Here is a 22497-nt window from a genome sequence, read left to right as displayed (position 1 = left end):
ATATAACAAACTTATCGAGTTCTCAATTCAAAAATAGGTGATAAAAGTCACCAGTCAAATTGTTTTTATCAATGACGGAGATAAACTTTTCAAACAAATAAAATTAGATCATCCTAACATTTTCATTTACAGGAACTTTTATACCTTCTTTAGTCTGAACAATTTCGCCTTCACTTTCAATTTTTTTCAAAACTCTGCTTACAACTTCTCTTGAAGTTCCCAAACTGCTTGCAATTTCACGGTGGGTAATCTTAATAGGATTGTTTCCTGTGGATGAAATCTGCTGTTTGATATAATTCAGAACACGCTTATCCAGCCTGTGAAAAACGGCATCATTCACCATGTTCATCACTTCTGAGAACCTACGGTCATATTCGTGGTAAAAGAGCTTATTGATTTCCGGAAATCTGATGAGCCATTCATGCATAATAGATACGGGAATGAGAATCGCTTCCGAATCTTCTTCTGCAATGGCGTATACCCTGCTGATATAATCTGTCAGAATAGACGAAAAGGTCATCAGACAGCTATCTTTAGGCTTAATATAATAGTAGATGAGTTCTCTTCCATCATTAAGGGTAAAAACCTTGATAGAACCTTTTATTAAGAAGGGTACAAACTTATTTTTCTGCCCTTCTCTTATGATTTCAGTTTTTGCTTTTATATCAATGGCAACAGCATGCTTTTCCAGCTCAGATAAAAAATCAGCACCTAAAAAGCCAAATTTACTTACAGCGAACGAGTTATCAATCATATCTTATATTTTCTGCTTTTTCTTAAACAAAGATATAAAATTGATATATCGTTATTATATAATTTTATTTTATTAAATAAAATTAACAATTCACAAGTTGGGTTTTATTAATATTTTACAAAATTTAGATCATAAAAAATGCCCAGGCTTTTTACCAGGGCGTTTTATTTCTAAAACAAGTTTATGCGTGATAAAACTGCTTTAAAATCTGTATTTAACATTGAATCCATAGAAGAAATAGGCTTTTCCAGGTCCCGGATTAAGATCTGTACTTACTCCTTTAGGATAGCCATTGCCCACATCAGAATCATTGATGCTGTTTCCTAAGAACAGGAAGGTATAATTGATCTGATTGGTAAGGTTGTTCCCCATTACATACACATCTAAATCAATCTTATTAAAAGATTTTTTAAATCCTAGTTTGGAATTGAGCAGCCCAAATCCTTTTACCAGATTTGTATTGTTAAAGTCTGAGTACACATTTCCCAGATAATTATAGGTATTTACAAGATAGAACCCCGGTTTGGTAAAGATATCCAATCCTACAGCATATTTATTCCTTGGAACTCCTACTACTGTTTTATGATCATAACTATCCTTTCTTCCTCCAACAATTGTTGTAAAATCTTTATACTTCGCATCATAATAAGAAAGATTCACAAATGGTACAATTCTCTCAATAAATGAATGATCCGTTCTGTACTGATAGCCTACGCTAACTTCTAATCCTGTATTTTTCTGGCTTCCGGTATTCGTCCAATAAGTTTGTCCAGGAGTAGTGCTGCTAGGAATGACGAGCTGTGTAAGTTTATCAGAATATTCTATTCTGAATACAGAAATCCGGTAATCTAATTTTGTATTGAGCAAAAGCCCATGCACACTGAAATCAAGCATTCTTGCACGTTCAGGTTTTAAATCATCATTTGCTGTATTGGTAGCTGTAATAAATGAAGAAGCTGCAGTAGGAGAATTATATCCTTCACTATAACTTAGATTAAAGATCTGGTGTTTCCATTCTTTCTGTAATGCAAAGTGAGGGGTATAGGCCATGTCATATTTTTTGTTGAATGACTGATCCTTACGACCAGCGATCAAACCTGGAAGTGCATATAGATCTTTTCTGTCATAATTGGTTCTGTTTCCACTCACACCAGCCAGTAAGGTAAGTCCCCAGGGCTTATACGTAAGATAATCGATGACAAAATAGGTGGATTGATTGTTATTGTATTTGAAATAAGATGCTCCGGGCATTCCTGTTGTCTGCAAAGGTTCCGTTTCAGACCCGGTAAAACGGTAACTTGAAGTAGTAGATACAGAATTCTGTATCTCAGCTCCAAAATCTAAACGGTTTTCAAAGTCTTTAAACTCGTTCTTTAATGTAAAAGTGGAACGCAATCCTACATTCGGAGCGCTTGTAATACCGTAGGCTCCTGCCGAAACACTTTCTGTATTTGCGTTATAGTAAAACAGGGTTGTATAGTTTCTTAAATTTGAAGTAAGACTTACGGTATTACTTAATCCTACTCTTGTTGATTTTATCTTCGTTCCTGAATTTTTCCGGATGTAAGCAGGATTTCCATTATCAATGCCTGCGTAATAATCATCGTAGGAAATTTGTCCTGAAGTATGTTCGTAGGAATAAGCCTGGCTTGCAAAGAAACTTAATTGGTCTTTTTTGCTTAATTTTACAGTACCATTTACATTGAAAAAGTTTTTCAATCCTCCTCCATTGGGCCTGTATCCATCTGTTTCAAGATGTCCGTATACCGCACTTACTGAATAATTATCGTCAGCGACATTCAACTGTGTTCTTGACTGAAAGGTTTTGAAGTCACCAAACATCGCATTTTCTGAAACTGATGCTCCTTTTGTAAAATCCGGACGGGTATAGAAGCGGACAGCTCCACCTGCTCCACCGCCGTACATAGTTGCTGCCGGGCCTTTGATCACTTCAACATTTGTTACATAAGCAAAATCTACATCATCCAAAACAGTGATTCCTTCGGCATTCGTTAAAGGCATGTTGTTCCAATATGCCTTTACTCCCCAGTTATTAAATTTCTGATCGTTTCCATATCCTCTCAATACAAGTCTCTGACCTCCAAAATTTGTTCTTTTATCTACCTGAAGTCCCGGCATTGTAGATAACGTCTGATCTATCGCAGCAGGATTATTTCTGTTAAGGTCTTCTTCAGAGAGGGTTTCTACAGATTGTGCGTGTCTTTTGAATTCTGCACGTTCTTGTTTAATCTTTTTTCTTCCAAGGATATTGACTTCATCAATTGATCCTTCCTGTGCTTGCTGAGCATGTGCAAGAGTACAGCCTAGTACAACTGCCATGCATATATATTGTTTCATTATTCAAAATTTGTGTTACCATTAATATTATATTCTCTTTATTATAGAGCACATTTCCGGTGGTGGAAAAATAATGGTTAAATAATGAGTATTTTCCTGCTGATAGGAATATTTTGAAATTGTTTCTGAAAAATAATTTGAAAAAAAACAGAATTCTTTTCTATCAACAATGGCAAATGAGCCTGGTATTTTAAACAGATTTTTGTTGTGACCGGGAAGGCCTATCTGCAGCCGTAAATATGTTTTTTTGACAGCCAGTTTTTTTGAAAAGTCCAATAGAGAATTGATGATAACATCTTTTTTATCAATATAACAGAAAAAATATTTCTTCCCTTTGACTATATTGATTTTGATGACATCATATGAAAATCCGTGAAGTGTAAACTCTTTTTCTTCTTTCCATTCTGCTTCTTTAAGATCTTTTTCTGTAAAGCATATGGTTTCAGATTTTCTGAAATTACTCCGTGTGATACTGTATTTCGTCTTTTCATAAAGTTCTTTTTTAACATGAGAAAATACAGAATACATCACATTATTCAATAATATGATTACCGGAATACTCAGCAAAATAAAAAGTAGTTTTTTATTCAAAGAATGAAGGGTATTTATGGGACGGGTTCTTCAGATGATTCTACAAAAAAAATTTTGAAATATTGATTATAAATCCATGGTTCTTTTGTAATCCTCTTCATTGTAAAACAGGAAGAATTCCTTCTGTTTTTTTGCATTTATGCGTTTTTCTCATATTTTGCATAAAGTTCCTGGAAGTGCTTCTGACCCTCCTTAAGTGTATTTTTCTTTTATGAATATATATCCACATAGAACAATATAACTTCAATATAGTGTTTTTCATTTCAATTGTGTTTTTCGTAAATACAATAACAAAAATAACAAATTAAAACCAAGTAAAGCCAATTATTGACAATCTAAAATAATAATTAAAACAAATACCATAATTTATTATAGAGGAATTAATTTGGTACATTCTAAAAAAAATCAATGAATTTTTTAAAAAAACCAAAATAAACAAATTAAAAAATTAAAGTTCATGAAAAATGCCCCGGTTTTTACCGGGGCATTCTTTATTTTATTGTAAAAGAAATCTTACGCTTGAACGTTGTTTCCTCTTAATATGAAAGGCTCAACTTCTTTGATTTCTCCAAACTGCCGCTCTTAGTTAGCAATATTTTTTTTAAATATAATTACAAATAAACACCTACATATCAATACATTAAAAACAATAGGTAGCTAATGGGTATGCTGTTTTTTGTTTTTTAAATATCCATTATTGTAAAATTGCATTCGATACATAAGAAAAAAAATACACAAAATCAATTGTAACTGCGCACATTTCTACATTTACGTAATGCATAGCAATACCAAGTAGGGATTAATAATTACAGACATAACTGATTCTACAAGACACAACATGAAAAAACAAAGTTCCCTAACATTGATGAAGAGTTTACAAATACACTCTTTTCCTATTTATGATTTATACAGACTGTTCCCATTAATAGTTTGTTTTATCAGCACTTCAGTATTTGGGCAAACATCCATTATACCTTTAAATCGTAGTGGTAATTTGACAAACACTTTCAAATTCGATTTTGTCACACCAGTATGTGCCAATTCTACAACTTTTAACGATCCATTTACGAATCTAGAAGCTACACCTAATATGGTGGGTCGATTTGATGTTGATATCCTTAGCGCAGCAAGTGATGCCTTGCAAAGTATTAAATGGAAATTGTCAGAATTTAATTGGCTAATAACCAAATGTTAATATTGCATTAGTCAACCTTTATCACAGAAAAAGGAGGTTCCATAATTGACGCCAATACCTCCTTAAAAGAAGAAATATTGGTTTTATAATCTACTCCAAAAGCGACGGTATTGCCTATAGTTTCAGATGTGCAAAATATTACCAATCCTTCCCTTAAATAATAGTTTACGTAAAAGGCACTAATAAACGATTAGCAGTGTATAATGGTTTCAAATGGAGCTTCTGGAAACCTTAGAGAAGATGGAGCCTTTAAGGTTGCATCAACCAATATAAAATCAATTCGAACACCACACTTGTCTGAAAAGTCAAGAAAGTAAATTTCACAAATAAGGACTGATAAATTCAATAATACTTACACAAGATGAACTTTAAGGATATTCACATCGGGATTCTCATTGCCCAACGGGTTGCGGAAAGCGGGCTGAAAACAATAAGAATCTGCAATTTTCTGAAATGTAACGAAAAAGAAATATTAGAAATGTACCAGTCTAAAAGCCTGGATGTTGAAATAATATTAAAATGGAGCAAACTTCTAGAATACGATTTTTTCAGGTTATATACCCAACATTTGATCTTATATGCTCCCCAATTAGCTACTCATAAAGCACTTACGACTACAAAATCTGAGCTTCCAGCGTTTAGAAAAAACATTTATACTAAAGAAGTAATAGATTTTATTTTGGAGTTAATAGAAACTGGAGAAAAAACAAAAGCTCAAGTTATTCAAGAATATAGTATCCCTAAAACCACACTTTATAAATGGATAGACAAATACAAAAGTTAAGACCCAATTATAAGCAAATCTATATGGATATTCTCTCCAAAAAATATCCTCATAAAAAAGATGAATGTGAAAACTTGCTTGAAAAAAAAAGCTTATCTGCTCTGGATGTTATAGAACTTAACAAAAAGATTTTCGGGGCAGGAAACCAACAAAGTAAGAAGTTCAACCAAAGCCAACGCTCTTATAATAGATCTGACATCTTTCATATACTGGATTACCAGAAAAAACATAAGCTCAGTAACATCCAATTGGCTGCACATTTCAATCTGAGTAGAAATACCGTAACAAAGTGGAAAAAAATGTTTGTTGTATAAGCCTGCTTTAACCTAAATAAAATACTGGAAATCATGACATTATTATTAATAAAAAAAGAAATACATAGAAGTTCTTTTTTCTGTCGTGCTATATTTTTAGGTATTCAGATTTTCTTTAATTCTTTGTATGCCCAGGACAAAAAAGCTACAGATGATAAGGTGGAAGTTGTCTTTGTTACTCAAGGAGCTAAGGTTTATTCAGCCGATCAAAGTTTTAATAATCAGATTGATCAAGGAAAAGTTATTATAGAGAAGGGAGATGTTTCTTTTGAACAAAATGATGATTCTCAAAGAGTTTTGATTGTTTCGACTCCTAATTCTAAAATTCCAAGTTTTTCACGACAAGTGAAATCATCTGAGGAAAAGAAAAAAAAGGAATTGCTTAGAAAGATCAAAAATAAGATAGATCACTACGAAACACAAAGAAAGTCTTTCGAAAAAGAAGATTATCATAGTTTTCCTTCACCATTTCAGTTTTTATCTTCACATTCTACCTCACAAAATTGCATTGCACCAAGTAACACTCCGCATGACTTTTCTAAAATATATACAGATCCTAAAAAGTATTTCTTAAATCGGGATTTAGATAATCTGCACACTCCGAAATACACATTTTATAACAATAAATCTTTAGATTTTTGTTTTTCTGATGTCTTTTCTATAAGGCCTCCACCTGTATTGGTTTTATAAAATAATGAATTTTTAAATTTTATAAAAACTCTTACAATCTTTTGTAAGGAAACCTAATACATTTCAAAATATGAAACTAAAATGTTTTTTTAAAAATATGAAAACGCATTGGGTACTGGTGCTTCTGCTATGTACGTCTATCGCTTTTTCTAAAACTATACTGGCAAATAGTAAGTTTGCAAAAAGTATAGTAAATAGTCTAACAGCAGGGACTAAATCCAAAACTCCTAAACCCGCAAAGTCTTCTGTGGCATATGCTACGGATACAGATTTAGATGGTGTTACAGATGATCTTGATCTTGATGATGATAATGATGGAATATTGGATACGGTTGAATGTCCAGCCACAGATATTGTAACCAACGGTACTTTTACTACCAACTTAACTGGCTGGACAGCAGGAACCGGCTGGGCATTTAGTAGTGGAACTGCAACAAATACAAGTGATTTTACCACTAGTTCGCTTTCACAGTCTCTTACCAATCTTGATAAAGTTCCCAATAATACAGTTTCTCTTACTGTAAAAATCGGAGCACAGGATGCTGGTAATAGTGCAGGAAATACTTCAAGCTTAGATATAATGCTGGGAGGTGTTGTGTATGCAACTATATCAAACAGTGTGCTAAGAAACACCAGTAACGTAACCATAAGTCTTGCTCCGGGAGTAACCAGTAATTTTGTTACATTTGGTACTTCAAGTATAACTGGCTTTACGACTTCAACTTTTACAGTTAATATCCCTTATAGTGGACCAAGTAGTGCAACTTTGGCTTTCAGAATGAATTCTGGCGGAGATGACTGGTCTGTAGATGATGTTTCAATTTCTGCATTGATTTGTGATATTGATGGTGATGGAATTCCAAATTATCTGGATCTGGATTCTGACGGTGACGGTTGTCCTGATGCTGTTGAAGGAGGGGGTGGTTTCACCAATGCTAATCTGGTAACAGCTACAGGAGCACTTGCTACCCAATCCCCAAACAAAAATCTTGGTAATGCAGTAGGAAGTAATGGTGTTCCTACAATTGCAGGAGCCGGGCAAAGTATCGGTGTTTCACAAAACAGTAATGTAAATGCATGTACTGATAGTGATGGTGATGGGATCACAAATGTTTATGATCTTGATAACGATAACGATGGTATCCTGGATGTCAACGAAAAAGTTTGCCCACTGACAGGACAAACCATAAGAATTGGATATATTCCTAATAGCAGAGATTTAGATGGTGACACTGGTTACACTTTTGATGGATCATTAATGAGTGGTTCCGGAGCATTAAAATTAACTAATCCTGCTAATTTTGGTCCGAATGGTGCTGTGAATGCCAATATAGTATTGGTTAACATGGGAACTGCTCCTATTACCAAAGCGATTATTAACTCACTCAATCTGAATGCCATCTTCCTTGGCGGTATTAATGATGCTGCTGCTACCCCCAATTCATATTTATCAGCAGCTGAATTCAATGCTATTAAAGACTGGTCGGATGATTCTCAAAATAACTATGTAGTATCAACCCAGGCTCAGACACAACCTTGGGGTACCAGTGTGGTATCACAAATTTCAAATCCGAATGTACCTACATCATACGGAAGCCAGACTTCTATTTTCAAAGGCCCTTTTGGAACGGTTGCATCATTCACTCAAGGGGGAGGATATCAAGGATATTTCTCCGCTATAAATGCCTTGTTTGGAGCAAATGCACTTGCAGTCAATGGAAACAATGGACCTGTAATGTATGTCGATGGGATTTATAACGACTTAATGATTGCAGATGTTGATATCCTGACTACAGTTGGTGGTATTACAGCAGGAAGCAGTGTGACATCCAATAATGATGTACTTTTTATGAATATCTGGGCATTTGTAGCTGAGCAATCTGCATGTACTTCTTATAAAGATACAGATGGTGATGGCATTCCTGATTATCTGGATCTGGATTCTGACGGAGACAGTTGTCCTGACGCCGTTGAAGGTGGCGGCGGTTTTACCAATGCCAATCTGGTGACAGCTACTGGATCACTTGCCACCCAAAATCCTAATCAGAATCTCGGAAATAATGTAGGAAGTAATGGTGTTCCTACAATTGCAGGAGCCGGGCAAAACATTGGTGTTTCACAAAACAGTAATGTAAACGCATGTACTGATAGTGATGGTGATGGGATCACAAATGTTTATGATCTTGATAACGATAACGATGGTATCCTGGATCTCAACGAAAAAACTTGCCCACTGACAGGACAAACCATAAGAATTGGATATATTCCTAATAGCAGAGATTTAGATGGTGACACTGGTTACACTTTTGATGGATCATTAATGAGTGGTTCCGGAGCATTAAAATTAACTAATCCTGCTAATTTTGGTCCGAATGGTGCTGTGAATGCCAATATAGTATTGGTTAACATGGGAACTGCTCCTATTACCAAAGCGATTATTAACTCACTCAATCTGAATGCCATCTTCCTTGGCGGTATTAATGATGCTGCTGCTACCCCCAATTCATATTTATCAGCAGCTGAATTCAATGCTATTAAAGACTGGTCGGATGATTCTCAAAATAACTATGTAGTATCAACCCAGGCTCAGACACAACCTTGGGGTACCAGTGTGGTATCACAAATTTCAAATCCGAATGTACCTACATCATACGGAAGCCAGACTTCTATTTTCAAAGGCCCTTTTGGAACGGTTGCATCATTCACTCAAGGGGGAGGATATCAAGGATATTTCTCCGCTATAAATGCCTTGTTTGGAGCAAATGCACTTGCAGTCAATGGAAACAATGGACCTGTAATGTATGTCGATGGGATTTATAACGACTTAATGATTGCAGATGTTGATATCCTGACTACAGTTGGTGGTATTACAGCAGGAAGCAGTGTGACATCCAATAATGATGTACTTTTTATGAATATCTGGGCATTTGTAGCTGAGCAATCTGCATGTACTTCTTATAAAGATACAGATGGTGATGGCATTCCTGATTATCTGGATCTGGATTCTGACGGAGACAGTTGTCCTGACGCCGTTGAAGGTGGCGGCGGTTTTACCAATGCCAATCTGGTGACAGCTACTGGATCACTTGCCACCCAAAATCCTAATCAGAATCTCGGAAATAATGTAGGAAGTAATGGTGTTCCTACAATTGCAGGAGCCGGGCAAAACATTGGTGTTTCACAAAACAGTAATGTAAATGCATGTACTGATAGTGATGGTGATGGGATAACAAATGTTTATGATCTTGATAACGATAACGATGGTATCCTGGATGTCAACGAAAAAACTTGTCCACTGACAGGACAAACCATAAGAATTGGATATATTCCTGATTCCAGATCAGGAAATAACGGATATACCTTTAACGGAAGTCAAATGAGTGGTTCCGGAGCATTAAAATTAACTAATCCTGCTAATTTTGGTCCAAGTGGCACAGTAAAAGCCAATATAGTATTGGTCGATATGGGAACTGCTCCTATTACCAAAGCAATTATTAACTCACTCAATCTGAATGCGATCTTCCTTGGCGGTATTGATAATCTTACCACTTCATATTTGTCAGCTGGCGAATTTAAAGCCATTAAAGACTGGTCAGATGATTCCCAAAATAACTATGTAGTATCAACCCAGATTCAGACACAATTCTGGGATACCTCTGTAGTGTCACAAGTTTCAAATCCAAATGTACCTACATCATACGGAAGCCAGACTTCTATTTTCAAAGGGCCTTTTGGAACGGTTGCATCATTCAATCAGGCGGGAGGCTATCAAGGTTATTTCTCCGCCGTAAATTCCTCGTTTGGAACCAATGCGCTTGCAGTCAATGGAAGCAATGGGCCTGTAATGTATGTAGATGGAATTTATAATGACTTAATGATTGCAGATGTTGATATCCTAACTGCACTTGGTGGTGTTACAGCAGGAAGCGGAGTTACATCTAATAATGATAAACTTTTTATGAACATCTGGGCATTTGTAGCTGAGCAATCTGTGTGTACTTCTTATAAAGATACAGATGGTGATGGTATTCCTGATTATCTGGATCTGGATTCTGACGGTGACAGTTGTCCTGATGCTGTTGAAGGTGGTGGCGGTTTTACCAGTGCCAATCTGGTGACAGCTACAGGATCACTTGCTACCCAAAATCCTAATCAGAATCTTGGAAATAATGTAGGAAGTAATGGTGTTCCTACAATTGCAGGGGCCGGGCAATCTGTTGGTAATTCTACCAATGCATTAGTTAATCTTTGCTTTTGTTACAAAACCCCTGTATCTCCAGGTGGAGGAAATCCTAATCCAGTAAAATATGGTATCACTGCGCTGAACAGAGCGGGTTCAGGTTCTTCAGAATGGCCGGGAGTAAGGCGCAGCGCATGGGCGGCGCTGGAATCCAAATCAAAAGGTTTTGTGGTTAATCGTATGGCATTTGTGGATGCAGATAGTAATCCTGCCACTCCTACAACTCCGCCTTTAGCTAGTATTCCTGCTGCAAATTATGTTGAAGGAATGATGGTCTATGATACAGTAGCGAACTGCCTGAAAATCTATAACGGAACAGTGTGGAGTTGCTATTCAACTCAAACTTGTCCTGACTAATTATTAATGTAGAATTTTAAAAATTTTAAAAATGAAAAACATTATAAAAATATTTTGCCTGTTGGTTGTTAATTTGGCTACAGCACAAGTAGCAATAGGAAAGGCATCTATTAGTACCATCCCACCCGCAAATACAACTACAAACCCCTCTATCTCCTTAGAGTTTGGTGATTATGGCGGAGCCTTATTGGGTAGAGGAATTATTTTACCTTGGATTACTGCGGATATGGACAAAGCCGCTGCGGTTCCGGGAACGATTATTTTTGATACGGTTGATAAAATTGTTAAGTATAAAAATGGTGCAGGCGCTGGAAACTGGTTTTCGCTTTCAAAAAACGAAACAGTTCCGGTAATTGGAGATACAACCGGAGTAGTGGTCACAACCCTTCAGGACTCTTACACAGATAATCCTAATGCTAAAGTGAGTATAGGAACTCCAGCAACCCCAGCTGTTCCCGGAATATTAGTGTTGGAGGAGAATAATAAAGCAATGATTCTTCCTAAAGTGGCAAGTCCACATCTGAATATTGTAAATCCTGAACCAGGAACTATGGCATATGATACCGTCAAAAAGCAGCTTGCAATTTTCAATGGCAAAGTTTGGTCATTTTGGAAGCCCTAAGTTTTTTTTATTAAACGGTTAAACAAATAACCACTTCTATATGAAGTGGTTATTTATTATAAGACTAAATTATTTGCCATCTATTTATAGCCACTTTGGTGTGAAAAAATGTTTGTAGCAAATCTGCATTGATCCAAATAAAACCTGCTATTTTGTTTTTAAGCTCGTTTCTATGCGTATATCTCATATCATTTGTGAAGCACCATTTTGCTGTATGTAATTTGCATTTAATATTACAATAAACATATATTATTATACATATAACAAAAATTAGTTAATATTACTCTATCTTAACGGTGGGTAATTGCTAATAACGGGTCAATAAAATTTCATTATATGCATCAATTTTATTCAATAAGAAACACATTTGCACTTAAATGTGTTTTTATAGTTCTGATCACATTTACTTTCAAAAATTTAATATCTCAGAACCACACAATAGACTCTTTGCTAGAAGCCTCTCAAAGCGATCTTCGAAGTGGTGAATTAAAAAGAGTTCTTGCTAAGCAAAACATCATATTAAAAGAATCTAAAAAGAAAAACTATTCTAAAGGCATCGCGAGGTCATACTTATTTAGTGGCAAATGCTATATGAAGCTTGGGGATTGTGGCAAGGCTTTATTTTTTTTCAATAATGCTTTAAATGAAAAATATGCCCAATTAGACATGGACTTAAAATCTGAAATCATTACCAATATTGGGAATTGTTACCATCAGCAAAGTTTATACAATGATGCATTAGAAAAATATCGGGAAGCAATCAGACTTGGAGAGCTATCTGAAGAAATTAATTATATAAAGGCAAAAAATTATAATAATATCGGAAATTTATACGAAACTGTAAAAACGCCAAAAGACTCTGCTTATTATTACTATTGTAAGGCCTATTACTATTTCAAAAATGATTACAAGAATACGCAAACACAAAAAAAGAATACTATCGGAGCTACTATTTGTACTAATCTCGGAGAAGTATGGAGTACGAATAATCGGATAGACTCAAGCAAATATTATTTTAATAAAGCAGCTCTATATAATAATAAAGCAAAAGATATAACATTAGGTGCCGTATTGGAGCAGAAAATTGGAGTTTTATATTATCATTCTCATGACTATAAAACAGCTGAATATCATCTGGAAAAAGCTAAAACAGTATTCGAAGAAAAAGAGGATATTTATAAACTATCCGAATCCTATACCTCATTAATTAAATTAAATAAAATATTAGGAAATGAGAAAAAACAGACAGAATACAAAGATTTATTACTTACTATAGAAAAGAAAATCAATGCTATACAAGGATCTGCGAGGGCAGCAACATTAGACAATGTTATAAAAGAGAAAAATGAAGTTTTTAGAAAAAAAGAGGTCAGATTATACTGGATTATCACCATTATATTATTGATCACTCTGCTTGTCATCATATTTTCTGTTTACTCTCATAAAAGGAAAAAAGATTCCTCATTTTTAACACTTCAGAAAGAAAGAGACATTATTCAGCAGAAAGAAATAGAAGCCAACGAATTAAAGCTTAAAATAAATGAATCTTTTGACGAGGTTGTACAGCTCGCCAAAGATAACAGTCCAGAGTTTTTAATAAGATTTCAGGAGGTGTATCCACAAGTTTGTTCTGCAATCCTGAAAATTAATCCGCAGCTAATAAGCAGTGAATTAAAATTTTGCGCTTTACTATTTCTTAATTTTTCTACAAAAGACATTGCGGAATATACTTTCACATCACCAAAAACGGTTCAAAACCGGAAAAATGGCATACGGAAAAAGCTTAATATTCCTTCAGACACTGATCTTTATCTCTGGTTCAAAAATCTATAAAAAAATCCCGTCTCGTAATAAAACGAAACGGGATTTATATTGTAAGAAAAATCTTATGCTTGAACGTTGTTTCCTCCTAATACGAAAGGCTCAACTTCTTTGATTTCTCCGAACTGCTGCTCGTAGTTAGCGATGTTCTGCTGAAGAGCATTTAATACTCTTTTAGCGTGAAGTGGAGCAAGAATTACTCTTGATCTTACTTTAGCTTGCTGAACACCTGGCATCAACTGAATAAAGTCTACTACAAATTCAGATGGAGAGTGGTTTACTAGTGCTAAATTAGCATAGATACCAGCAGCTACCATTTCGTTTAATTCGATGTTGATGTTTCCGTCTTGTGGATTTTGATTGTTGTCCATTGTTATAAATTATGTTTTTAAAATTCGAAATTTGAGATTGTGAAAATATAAAAATAATTCCAAACCCCAAATTTCAAATCATTAATTTTAGTTAAGGTCTTCGAATTCCTTCTTAGAACCTACAATAACGTTCTGATACTCTTTAAGACCTGTACCTGCAGGAATTCTGTGACCTACAATTACATTTTCTTTAAGACCGTTAAGATCGTCTATCTTACCAGCAACTGCTGCTTCGTTAAGAACTTTAGTAGTTTCCTGGAACGATGCTGCAGACATGAATGACTTCGTCTGAAGTGCTGCTCTTGTAATACCTTGTAGTACAGGAGTTGCAGTAGCAGGAAGAGCTTCTCTTACTTCTACTAAGCTTAAGTCTTCACGCTTCAACTTAGAGTTTTCGTCTCTTAATTCTCTTGCAGTAATCATCTGACCTGGCATAAATTCTTTAGAATCACCAGCTTCTACTACTACTTTAAGACCGAATACTCTGTTATTTTCTTCTAAGAAGTCAAACTTGTGTTCAAGAGCTCCTTCAAGGAATTGAGTATCACCTCCATCTACGATAGATACTTTCGTCATCATCTGTCTTACGATAATTTCGAAGTGCTTGTCGTCGATTTTTACCCCCTGTAGACGGTAAACTTCCTGAATTTCGTTTACTAAGTATTCCTGAACTGCTGTTGGACCTTTAATTCTTAAGATATCTTCCGGTGTAATAGAACCGTCAGAAAGTGGAGAACCTGCTCTTACGAAGTCATTCTCCTGAACAAGAATCTGGTTAGAAAGTTTTACTAAGTAAATTTTTCTTTCTCCAGTTTTAGCCTCAACAATAAGTTCACGGTTACCTCTCTTGATTTTTCCGTAAGAAACTACCCCGTCGATTTCAGTAACAACCGCTGGGTTTGAAGGGTTTCTAGCTTCGAATAATTCGGTAACTCTCGGAAGACCTCCGGTGATATCCCCTGCTTTTGCAGATTTTCTTGGGATCTTGATTAAGACTTTACCAGCCTTAATTTTTTCACCATCGTTAACCATTAAGTGGGCTCCTACCGGTAAGTTGTAAGCTTTTTGCTCAACTCCTTTAGAGTCTACCACCTTCAAGGTAGGTACGGCTTTCTTATTTCTAGATTCAGAGATTACTTTCTCTTCGAATCCTGTTTGTTCGTCAATTTCAAGCTGGAATGAAATACCCTGGATGATATCCTCGTATTCTACCTTACCTGAAGTTTCAGCAATGATAACCGCGTTATACGGATCCCATCTACAGATTGTATCTCCTTTCTTCACTTTATCACCTGGTTTCACAGATAATATAGATCCGTAAGGTACGTTAGCTACCATTAATGGAGTTCTTGACTCATTATCAGCAACTAATCTGAATTCTGTTGAACGGGAAACTACAACCTCAGCTGTATTACCGTTTTCATCTTCAGAAGTAATAGTTCTTACTTCATCCATTTCAACGATACCATCTCTTCTTGCAACGATAGATGGGTTTTCTGATACGTTTCCTGCAGTACCCCCTTGGTGGAAAGTTCTCAACGTAAGCTGAGTACCTGGTTCCCCAATTGACTGTGCTGCAATTACACCTACCGCTTCACCCATGTGGATCACTTTACCTGTTGCTAAGTTTCTACCGTAACATTTTGCACAGATACCTTTCTTAGCCTCACAAGTTAATGGTGAACGAACCTCCACAGATTCTAATCCTGCTTCTTCGATTCTTTTCGCCAATGCTTCAATGATCACCTGATCTGCACTTGCAATAAGCTCGTCAGTTTCAGGATCGTAAATATTATGAAGAGATACTCTACCTAAGATTCTTTCAGAGATTCTTTCAACAATCTCGTCATTTTTCTTAAGTGCAGTAACTTCTGTACCTCTCAGCGTTCCACAGTCTGCTTCTGTAACGATAACGTCCTGTGCAACGTCTACCAATCTTCTCGTTAAGTAACCAGCATCGGCTGTCTTAAGAGCGGTATCCGCAAGACCCTTACGAGCACCGTGGGTAGAGATAAAGTACTCTAGAATCGAAAGACCTTCCTTAAAGTTGGCAAGGATCGGGTTTTCGATGATCTCCGCTCCGGTAGAACCAGCTTTCTGCGGTTTTGCCATCAAACCTCTCATCCCTGATAACTGACGGATCTGTTCTTTAGAACCCCTCGCTCCAGAGTCAAGCATCATGTATACAGAGTTGAAACCACCTTGGTCAGTTTTCATTCTGCTCATGATCATTTCAGTTAATCCGGCGTTGGTATTTGTCCAAACGTCGATTACCTGGTTATAACGTTCCGTATCTGTAATTAGACCCATGTTATAGTTGGCTCTAATTTCGTCTACTGTTTCAATAGATGAAGCAATCATTTGCTTTTTCTCAACAGGAACTACAATATCCCCTAATGAGAATGAAAGACCTCCTTTAAATGCGTTTGAATACCCTAAGTCTTTCATTGCATCCAGGAACTTCACAGTGGTAGGGAAATCTGTATCAGCAAGGATCTTACCGATAACATTTCTTAATGATTTCTTCGTAAGAAGCTCATTGATATATCCTGACTGCTTAGGTACGATTTGGTTGAATAGAATTCTACCAACAGAAGTTTCGATCAATCTTGTAACAATTTCACCATCTTCTTTGATAGGTAGTCTACATCTTACTTTAGCATTTAAAGATACTCTTCCTTCAGCGTAAGCAATTTCTGCTTCTTCAGGAGAATAGAATGCAAGACCTTCTCCTTTTACTTTCATTGTCTCAGTAGAGCTTAATTCTTTAGTCATGAAATAAAGACCAAGAACCATGTCCTGAGATGGTACTGTAATTGGAGAACCGTTTGCAGGGTTCAAGATGTTTTGAGAACCTAACATCAATAACTGAGCTTCAAGGATCGCTTCTGGTCCTAGCGGCAAGTGTACCGCCATCTGGTCACCATCGAAATCGGCGTTGAAGGCCGTAGTTACTAACGGGTGTAGCTGGATCGCTTTACCTTCGATCATCTTAGGTTGGAAAGCCTGAATACCCAATCTGTGAAGCGTAGGTGCTCTGTTCAGTAGAACAGGGTGACCTTTCATCACGTTTTCAAGGATATCATAAACTACCGGTTCTTTTCTGTCGATAATTCTCTTTGCAGATTTCACTGTTTTTACAATACCTCTTTCAATTAGTTTTCTAATGATGAATGGTTTGTAAAGTTCAGCTGCCATATCTTTAGGAATACCACATTCGTGAAGCTGTAAGTTTGGACCTACAACAATTACCGAACGCGCAGAGTAGTCTACCCTTTTTCCTAGTAGGTTCTGACGGAAACGACCTTGCTTACCTTTCAATGAATCAGAAAGTGATTTCAATGGTCTGTTTGATTCAGATTTTACTGCAGAAGATTTTCTTGTGTTATCGAATAATGAATCTACTGATTCCTGAAGCATACGCTTCTCGTTTCTCAAGATTACTTCAGGAGCTTTAATCTCCAATAATCTCTTCAAACGGTTATTTCTGATAATAACTCTTCTATAAAGGTCATTCAAGTCAGAAGTTGCGAAACGTCCTCCATCCAATGGAACCAATGGTCTTAGTTCTGGTGGGATAACAGGAAGTACACGCATGATCATCCACTCTGGTCTGTTGATCATTCTTGTATTAGCACCTCTCAATGCTTCTACAACGTTCAATCTTTTAAGAGCTTCAGTTCTTCTTTGTTTTGAACCTTCGTTGTGAGCTTTGTGTCTCAAGTCGAAAGACAATGCATCAAGATCAATTCTTTTTAATAGATCTTCTACCGCTTCAGCACCCATTCTGGCGATGAATTTGTTTGGATCAGAATCATCAAGATACTGGTTTTCTACAGGAAGAGTTTCCATGATGTCAAGGTACTCTTCTTCTGTAAGGAATTCCATATTTTCAAAATCAGAACCGTCTAATTTTTTAGCAATACCCTGCTGGATCACTACATATCTTTCGTAGTAGATGATCATGTCTAATTTCTTAGAAGGAATTCCTAAAAGGTATCCGATTTTGTTTGGTAATGAACGGAAATACCAGATATGTGCAATTGGAACTACAAGGTTGATGTGCCCGATTCTCTCTCTTCTTACTTTTTTCTCAGTAACTTCTACTCCACAACGGTCACAAACGATCCCTTTGTAACGAATTCTCTTGTATTTACCACAAGCACATTCGTAATCCTTTACAGGACCAAAGATTTTCTCACAGAACAGCCCGTCTCTTTCAGGCTTGTGAGTTCTGTAGTTAATAGTTTCCGGTTTTAAAACCTCCCCTCTTGAGTCTTGTAAAATAGACTCCGGTGAAGCTAAACCGATGGTTATTTTATTAAATCTACTTGATTTATTTTTATTTGACATAATTTTATTTTTGATTATAAAGATTAAAGATTGAAAGCTTTACACTTTCGCTCTTATCATCTCGGAGTTGATTAATTCTTTAATTTTTAGTAATTAAATCTTTAATTTACTCCTCCAATCTTACGTCTAATCCAAGACCTTGTAACTCGTGAAGTAATACGTTGAATGATTCTGGAATACCTGGTTCAGGCATAGATTCACCTTTTGCAATTGCTTCATAAGTTTTTGCTCTACCAATCACGTCATCCGACTTCACAGTAAGGATCTCTCTAAGGATGTTAGATGCACCGAATGCTTCAAGTGCCCAAACCTCCATCTCTCCGAATCTCTGACCTCCGAACTGAGCTTTACCTCCTAACGGCTGTTGAGTAATCAATGAGTAAGGACCGATAGAACGTGCGTGCATCTTATCATCTACCATGTGTCCTAGTTTCAACATGTAAATGATACCTACTGTTGCAGCCTGAGTAAATCTTTCTCCGGTACCACCATCATAAAGGTGAGTGTGACCGAATTTAGGAAGACCTGCTTTCTCAGTATATTCAGTAATCTGATCAAGAGTAGCTCCGTCAAAGATCGGTGTAGCGAACTTCATTCCCAGTTTCTGACCAGCCCATCCAAGAACTGTTTCATAAATCTGACCGATGTTCATACGAGAAGGTACCCCTAGTGGATTCAATACGATATCTACTGGTGTTCCATCTTCTAAGAACGGCATATCTTCTTCACGAACGATTCTTGAAACGATACCTTTGTTACCGTGACGTCCTGCCATTTTATCTCCTACATTCAGTTTACGTTTCTTAGCGATGTAAACTTTAGCCAGCTTCATGATACCTGCAGGAAGTTCATCTCCGATTGAAATTGCAAATTTCTCACGGTTTTTAACCCCTTGGATATCGTTATATTTGATTTTGTAATTGTGAATCAATTGTTTGATCAATTCATTCTTGTCAGCGTCTACTGTCCAGTCTGCACCACTAACGTTTACATAATCTTCAACTGAAGTCAATAATTTGTGAGTGAATTTCACACCTTTACCGATGATCTCTTCGTCAAGGTCATTTTGTACCCCTTGAGAAGTTTTACCGCTTACCAGTGTATTTAATTTTTCAATTAAAGTATTTCTTAACTCATCAAACTTAGCCTTATAAGTGTTTTCAATTTCTTCTAGTCTAAGTTTTTCTTCAGTTCTTTTCTTTTTGTCTTTAATGTTTCTAGAGAACAATTTCTTGTTGATAACAACTCCTCTTAATGAAGAGTCCGCTTTCAATGAAGCATCCTTCACATCACCAGCTTTATCACCGAAGATTGCTCTAAGAAGTTTTTCTTCAGGAGTCGGGTCAGATTCACCTTTTGGAGTAATTTTACCAATCATGATATCTCCAGGCTTCACTTCAGCACCGATTCTGATCATACCATTCTCGTCAAGATCTTTAGTAGCTTCTTCAGATACGTTTGGAATATCTGCTGTAAGCTCTTCCATACCTAATTTGGTATCACGAACTTCAAGAGAATACTCATCCACGTGGATTGAAGTAAACCAGTCTTCACGTACAACTTTTTCGTTGATTACGATTGCATCCTCGAAGTTGTATCCTTTCCAAGGCATGAACGCTACCACTAAGTTTCTACCAAGAGCCAATTCTCCTTTTTCAGTAGCATAACCGTCGCAAAGTACTTGTCCTTTCTCCACTACATCACCTACTCTTACGTTTGGTCTTAGTGTGATTGTTGTACTCTGGTTAGTTTTTCTAAACTTAGTAAGTTTGTATGTTTTAGTAGCAGACTCGAATTGTACTAAATCTTCGTCTTCACTTCTTTCATATTTGATGGTAATCTTGTCAGCATCTACATACTCTACAGTACCAGTACCTTCAGCATTGATTAAGATTCTTGAATCTCTTGCAACTTGTTGCTCAAGCCCTGTACCAACGATTGGAGCCTGTGGCTTCAATAGAGGAACGGCCTGACGCATCATGTTAGATCCCATCAATGCACGGTTCGCATCATCATGCTCCAGGAACGGAATTAATGAAGCAGAAATACCAGAGATCTGGTTAGGTGCAACATCAATAAGGTTAACCTGAGATGGCTCAACTACCGGGTAGTCACCATCTAATCTTGCAATAATTCTGTCTGTTAAGAAGTCACCGTTATCACTCAATTCAACGTTTGCCTGAGCAATTACTTTGTCTTCTTCGTCCTCTGCATTAAGGTAAATAGGATCTGCATTAAGCTCAATCTTACCACCTTCTACTTTTCTATACGGAGTTTCGATGAAACCTAGTCTGTTGATTTTAGCATAAATACCTAGAGATGAAATCAAACCGATGTTTGGTCCTTCCGGAGTTTCAATCGGACAAATTCTTCCGTAGTGAGTATGGTGAACGTCACGAACCTCGAAACCTGCTCTTTCTCTTGATAAACCACCAGGCCCTAGTGCAGATAATCTTCTCTTGTGAGTGATCTCTGATAGAGGGTTGGTTTGGTCCATGAACTGAGAAAGCTGGTTGGTACCAAAGAATGAGTTGATTACCGATGTTAATGTCTTAGCATTTACAAGGTCAAGCGGAGTAAAGATTTCGTTATCTCTAACGTTCATTCTTTCCTTGATTGTTCTTGCAATTCTTGAAAGACCTACACCGAACTGTCCTGCTAATTGCTCACCAACAGTTTTAATTCTTCTGTTTGATAAGTGGTCAATATCATCTACATCAGTTTTTGAGTTTACCAGCTCAATTAAGTGTCTTACAATCGCAATGATATCTTCTTTTGTAAGAACTTCAGTTGTAGTTGGGATGTTTAGGCTTAACTTTTTGTTTAGTCTGTAACGTCCTACTTCACCTAAAGAGTATCTCTGCTCAGAGAAGAATAATTTTTCAATGATTCCTCTTGCAGTTTCCTCATCTGGCGGATCTGCATTTCTTAGCTGACGATAAATATACTCTACTGCTTCTTTTTCAGAGTTAGTAGGGTCTTTTTGTAATGTATTCTGGATGATAGAGAATTCATTGCTGTTTTCTTTGTGAATCAGGATTGATTTCACACCAGCATCCAGGATAAGATCTAAATGTTCTTTTTCAAGGATTGTTTCTCTATCCAAGATGATCTCGTTTCTTTCGATAGAAACTACTTCACCTGTATCTTCGTCTACGAAATCTTCGAACCAAGTGTTCAATACTCTCGCAGCCAATGTTCTCCCTTCTACTTTTTTAAGGGCAGCTTTAGAAACTTTCACTTCTTCAGCAAGGTCGAAGATCTGAAGGATGTCCTTGTCAGATTCGTACCCGATAGCTCTTAATAAAGTTGTTAATGGTAATTTTTTCTTACGGTCGATATACGCGTACATTACGCTGTTGATATCTGTTGTAAATTCCATCCAAGATCCTTTGAAAGGGATAATTCTTGAATAATATAATTTGGTCCCGTTCGCGTGGTAAGTCTGTCCGAAGAATACACCAGGTGAACGGTGAAGCTGCGTAACGATAACTCTCTCAGCACCATTGATGATGAAAGAACCACTTGGCGTCATATAAGGAACCGGACCTAAGTATACGTCCTGAACCACAGTTTGGAAATCTTCGTGTTCCGGGTCAGTACAATACAATTTAAGTCTAGCTTTTAGAGGAACTGAATAAGTAAGTCCTCTTTCCACACACTCATCAATTGAATAACGTGGAGAATCTACCAGATAGTCTAAGAATTCTAATACGAATTGGTTTCTTGAATCCGTAATTGGGAAATTCTCTTGGAAAGTCTTGTAAAGAGCTTCTGTCTTTCTGGCTTCAGGAAGTGTATCAAGCTGGAAAAATTCTCTGAAAGACTCAATTTGGATATCCAAAAAGTCTGGAGTGATAATTTTTCCTTTCGCTGATGAGAAATTAATTCTCGGATTTCCTTGAGTTGTTGATTTTGTTTTACTCATAAAACTTTTAAGAAAGGGTTAAAAAATATTTTGATTCATTAAAAAATATCAGAAAAGAACAAATAACAAGATAAAAGTAAAGGTAAAAGTGTTTTTGGCGCTCACAAAGGACCTTAAGT

The 22497-nt window shown here is 36.5% G+C and carries 12 protein-coding genes; 6 read left to right on the top strand and 6 right to left on the bottom strand.

Features of this window, described 5'->3' with window-relative positions; all coding sequences use genetic code 11:
- Positions 1–103: 103 nt before the first annotated feature.
- The 3 genes from LKL37_RS11065 to LKL37_RS11055 form a co-directional block, all read right to left on the bottom strand.
- On the bottom strand, positions 104–754 hold the full coding sequence (locus LKL37_RS11065; protein WP_431610628.1) for a Crp/Fnr family transcriptional regulator: 651 nt from the start codon (positions 752–754) through the stop codon (positions 104–106).
- 201 nt (positions 755–955) lie between these two features.
- Positions 956–3094: a TonB-dependent receptor gene (locus tag LKL37_RS11060; protein WP_431610626.1), complete on the bottom strand. Its 2139-nt coding sequence runs from the start codon at positions 3092–3094 to the stop codon at positions 956–958.
- Between the two features lie 45 nt (positions 3095–3139).
- A complete protein-coding gene (locus tag LKL37_RS11055) occupies positions 3140–3703 on the bottom strand; it encodes a hypothetical protein (protein ID WP_431610625.1) in 564 nt (187 codons plus the stop codon).
- Positions 3704–5259: 1556 nt separating this feature from the next.
- On the opposite strand from LKL37_RS11055, the gene LKL37_RS11050 reads away from it, so the two are divergent.
- From LKL37_RS11050 to LKL37_RS11025, 6 genes are all read left to right on the top strand, one after another.
- Positions 5260–5682, top strand: a complete 423-nt coding sequence (locus LKL37_RS11050; protein ID WP_431610624.1) for a transposase — start codon at positions 5260–5262, stop codon at positions 5680–5682.
- Positions 5658–5996 (top strand): helix-turn-helix domain-containing protein, encoded by a 339-nt coding sequence (locus LKL37_RS11045; RefSeq protein WP_431610623.1) that lies wholly within the window; start codon positions 5658–5660, stop codon positions 5994–5996. The genes LKL37_RS11050 and LKL37_RS11045 overlap by 25 nt, the downstream gene beginning before the upstream one ends.
- A 33-nt stretch (positions 5997–6029) precedes the next feature.
- Positions 6030–6686 (top strand): hypothetical protein, encoded by a 657-nt coding sequence (locus LKL37_RS11040; protein WP_431610622.1) that lies wholly within the window; start codon positions 6030–6032, stop codon positions 6684–6686.
- Positions 6687–6783: 97 nt separating this feature from the next.
- Positions 6784–11283 (top strand): thrombospondin type 3 repeat-containing protein, encoded by a 4500-nt coding sequence (locus LKL37_RS11035; RefSeq protein ID WP_431610621.1) that lies wholly within the window; start codon positions 6784–6786, stop codon positions 11281–11283.
- Positions 11284–11314: 31 nt separating this feature from the next.
- Positions 11315–11905 carry a hypothetical protein gene (locus LKL37_RS11030; RefSeq protein WP_431610620.1) on the top strand — a complete coding sequence of 197 codons (591 nt, stop codon included), beginning with the start codon at positions 11315–11317 and terminating at the stop codon, positions 11903–11905.
- A gap of 666 nt (positions 11906–12571) precedes the next feature.
- On the top strand, positions 12572–13738 hold the full coding sequence (locus LKL37_RS11025) for a LuxR C-terminal-related transcriptional regulator (RefSeq protein WP_431610619.1): 1167 nt from the start codon (positions 12572–12574) through the stop codon (positions 13736–13738).
- A 53-nt stretch (positions 13739–13791) separates the two neighbouring features.
- On the opposite strand, the gene LKL37_RS11020 is transcribed toward LKL37_RS11025, so the two are convergent.
- The 3 genes from LKL37_RS11020 to rpoB all read right to left on the bottom strand — a co-directional run bounded on the left by LKL37_RS11020 (position 13792) and on the right by rpoB (position 22378).
- Complete coding sequence (locus tag LKL37_RS11020) at positions 13792–14097, bottom strand: DUF3467 domain-containing protein (protein ID WP_002976436.1); 306 nt, start codon at positions 14095–14097, stop codon at positions 13792–13794.
- A gap of 87 nt (positions 14098–14184) precedes the next feature.
- Entirely contained in the window at positions 14185–18450 is a 4266-nt protein-coding gene (gene rpoC / locus LKL37_RS11015; protein WP_431610618.1) for a DNA-directed RNA polymerase subunit beta', read from the bottom strand.
- A gap of 106 nt (positions 18451–18556) precedes the next feature.
- Positions 18557–22378 (bottom strand): DNA-directed RNA polymerase subunit beta, encoded by a 3822-nt coding sequence (gene rpoB / locus LKL37_RS11010; RefSeq protein WP_431610617.1) that lies wholly within the window; start codon positions 22376–22378, stop codon positions 18557–18559.
- Positions 22379–22497 lie beyond the last annotated feature (119 nt).

Origin of the sequence: Chryseobacterium sp. 'Rf worker isolate 10' (assembly GCF_050753305.1) — a bacterium.
GTDB lineage: Bacteria > Bacteroidota > Bacteroidia > Flavobacteriales > Weeksellaceae > Chryseobacterium.
The sequence above is the reverse complement of the archived record's forward strand: the minus strand, read 5'-3'. Positions and strand labels throughout refer to the sequence as shown.

Bases quoted from the DNA above. Each gene is read 5' to 3' on its own strand.
- LKL37_RS11065 (WP_431610628.1), bottom strand. From the start codon at position 754: ATGATTGATAACTCGTTCGCTGTAAGTAAATTTGGCTTTTTAGGTGCT.
- rpoB (WP_431610617.1), bottom strand. From the start codon at position 22,378: ATGAGTAAAACAAAATCAACAACTCAAGGAAATCCGAGAATTAATTTC.
- LKL37_RS11060 (WP_431610626.1), bottom strand. From the start codon at position 3,094: ATGGCAGTTGTACTAGGCTGTACTCTTGCACATGCTCAGCAAGCACAG.
- LKL37_RS11035 (WP_431610621.1), top strand. From the start codon at position 6,784: ATGAAAACGCATTGGGTACTGGTGCTTCTGCTATGTACGTCTATCGCT.
- LKL37_RS11050 (WP_431610624.1), top strand. From the start codon at position 5,260: ATGAACTTTAAGGATATTCACATCGGGATTCTCATTGCCCAACGGGTT.
- LKL37_RS11025 (WP_431610619.1), top strand. From the start codon at position 12,572: ATGGACTTAAAATCTGAAATCATTACCAATATTGGGAATTGTTACCAT.
- LKL37_RS11030 (WP_431610620.1), top strand. From the start codon at position 11,315: ATGAAAAACATTATAAAAATATTTTGCCTGTTGGTTGTTAATTTGGCT.
- LKL37_RS11020 (WP_002976436.1), bottom strand. From the start codon at position 14,097: ATGGACAACAATCAAAATCCACAAGACGGAAACATCAACATCGAATTA.
- LKL37_RS11040 (WP_431610622.1), top strand. From the start codon at position 6,030: ATGACATTATTATTAATAAAAAAAGAAATACATAGAAGTTCTTTTTTC.
- LKL37_RS11045 (WP_431610623.1), top strand. From the start codon at position 5,658: ATGGATAGACAAATACAAAAGTTAAGACCCAATTATAAGCAAATCTAT.
- rpoC (WP_431610618.1), bottom strand. From the start codon at position 18,450: ATGTCAAATAAAAATAAATCAAGTAGATTTAATAAAATAACCATCGGT.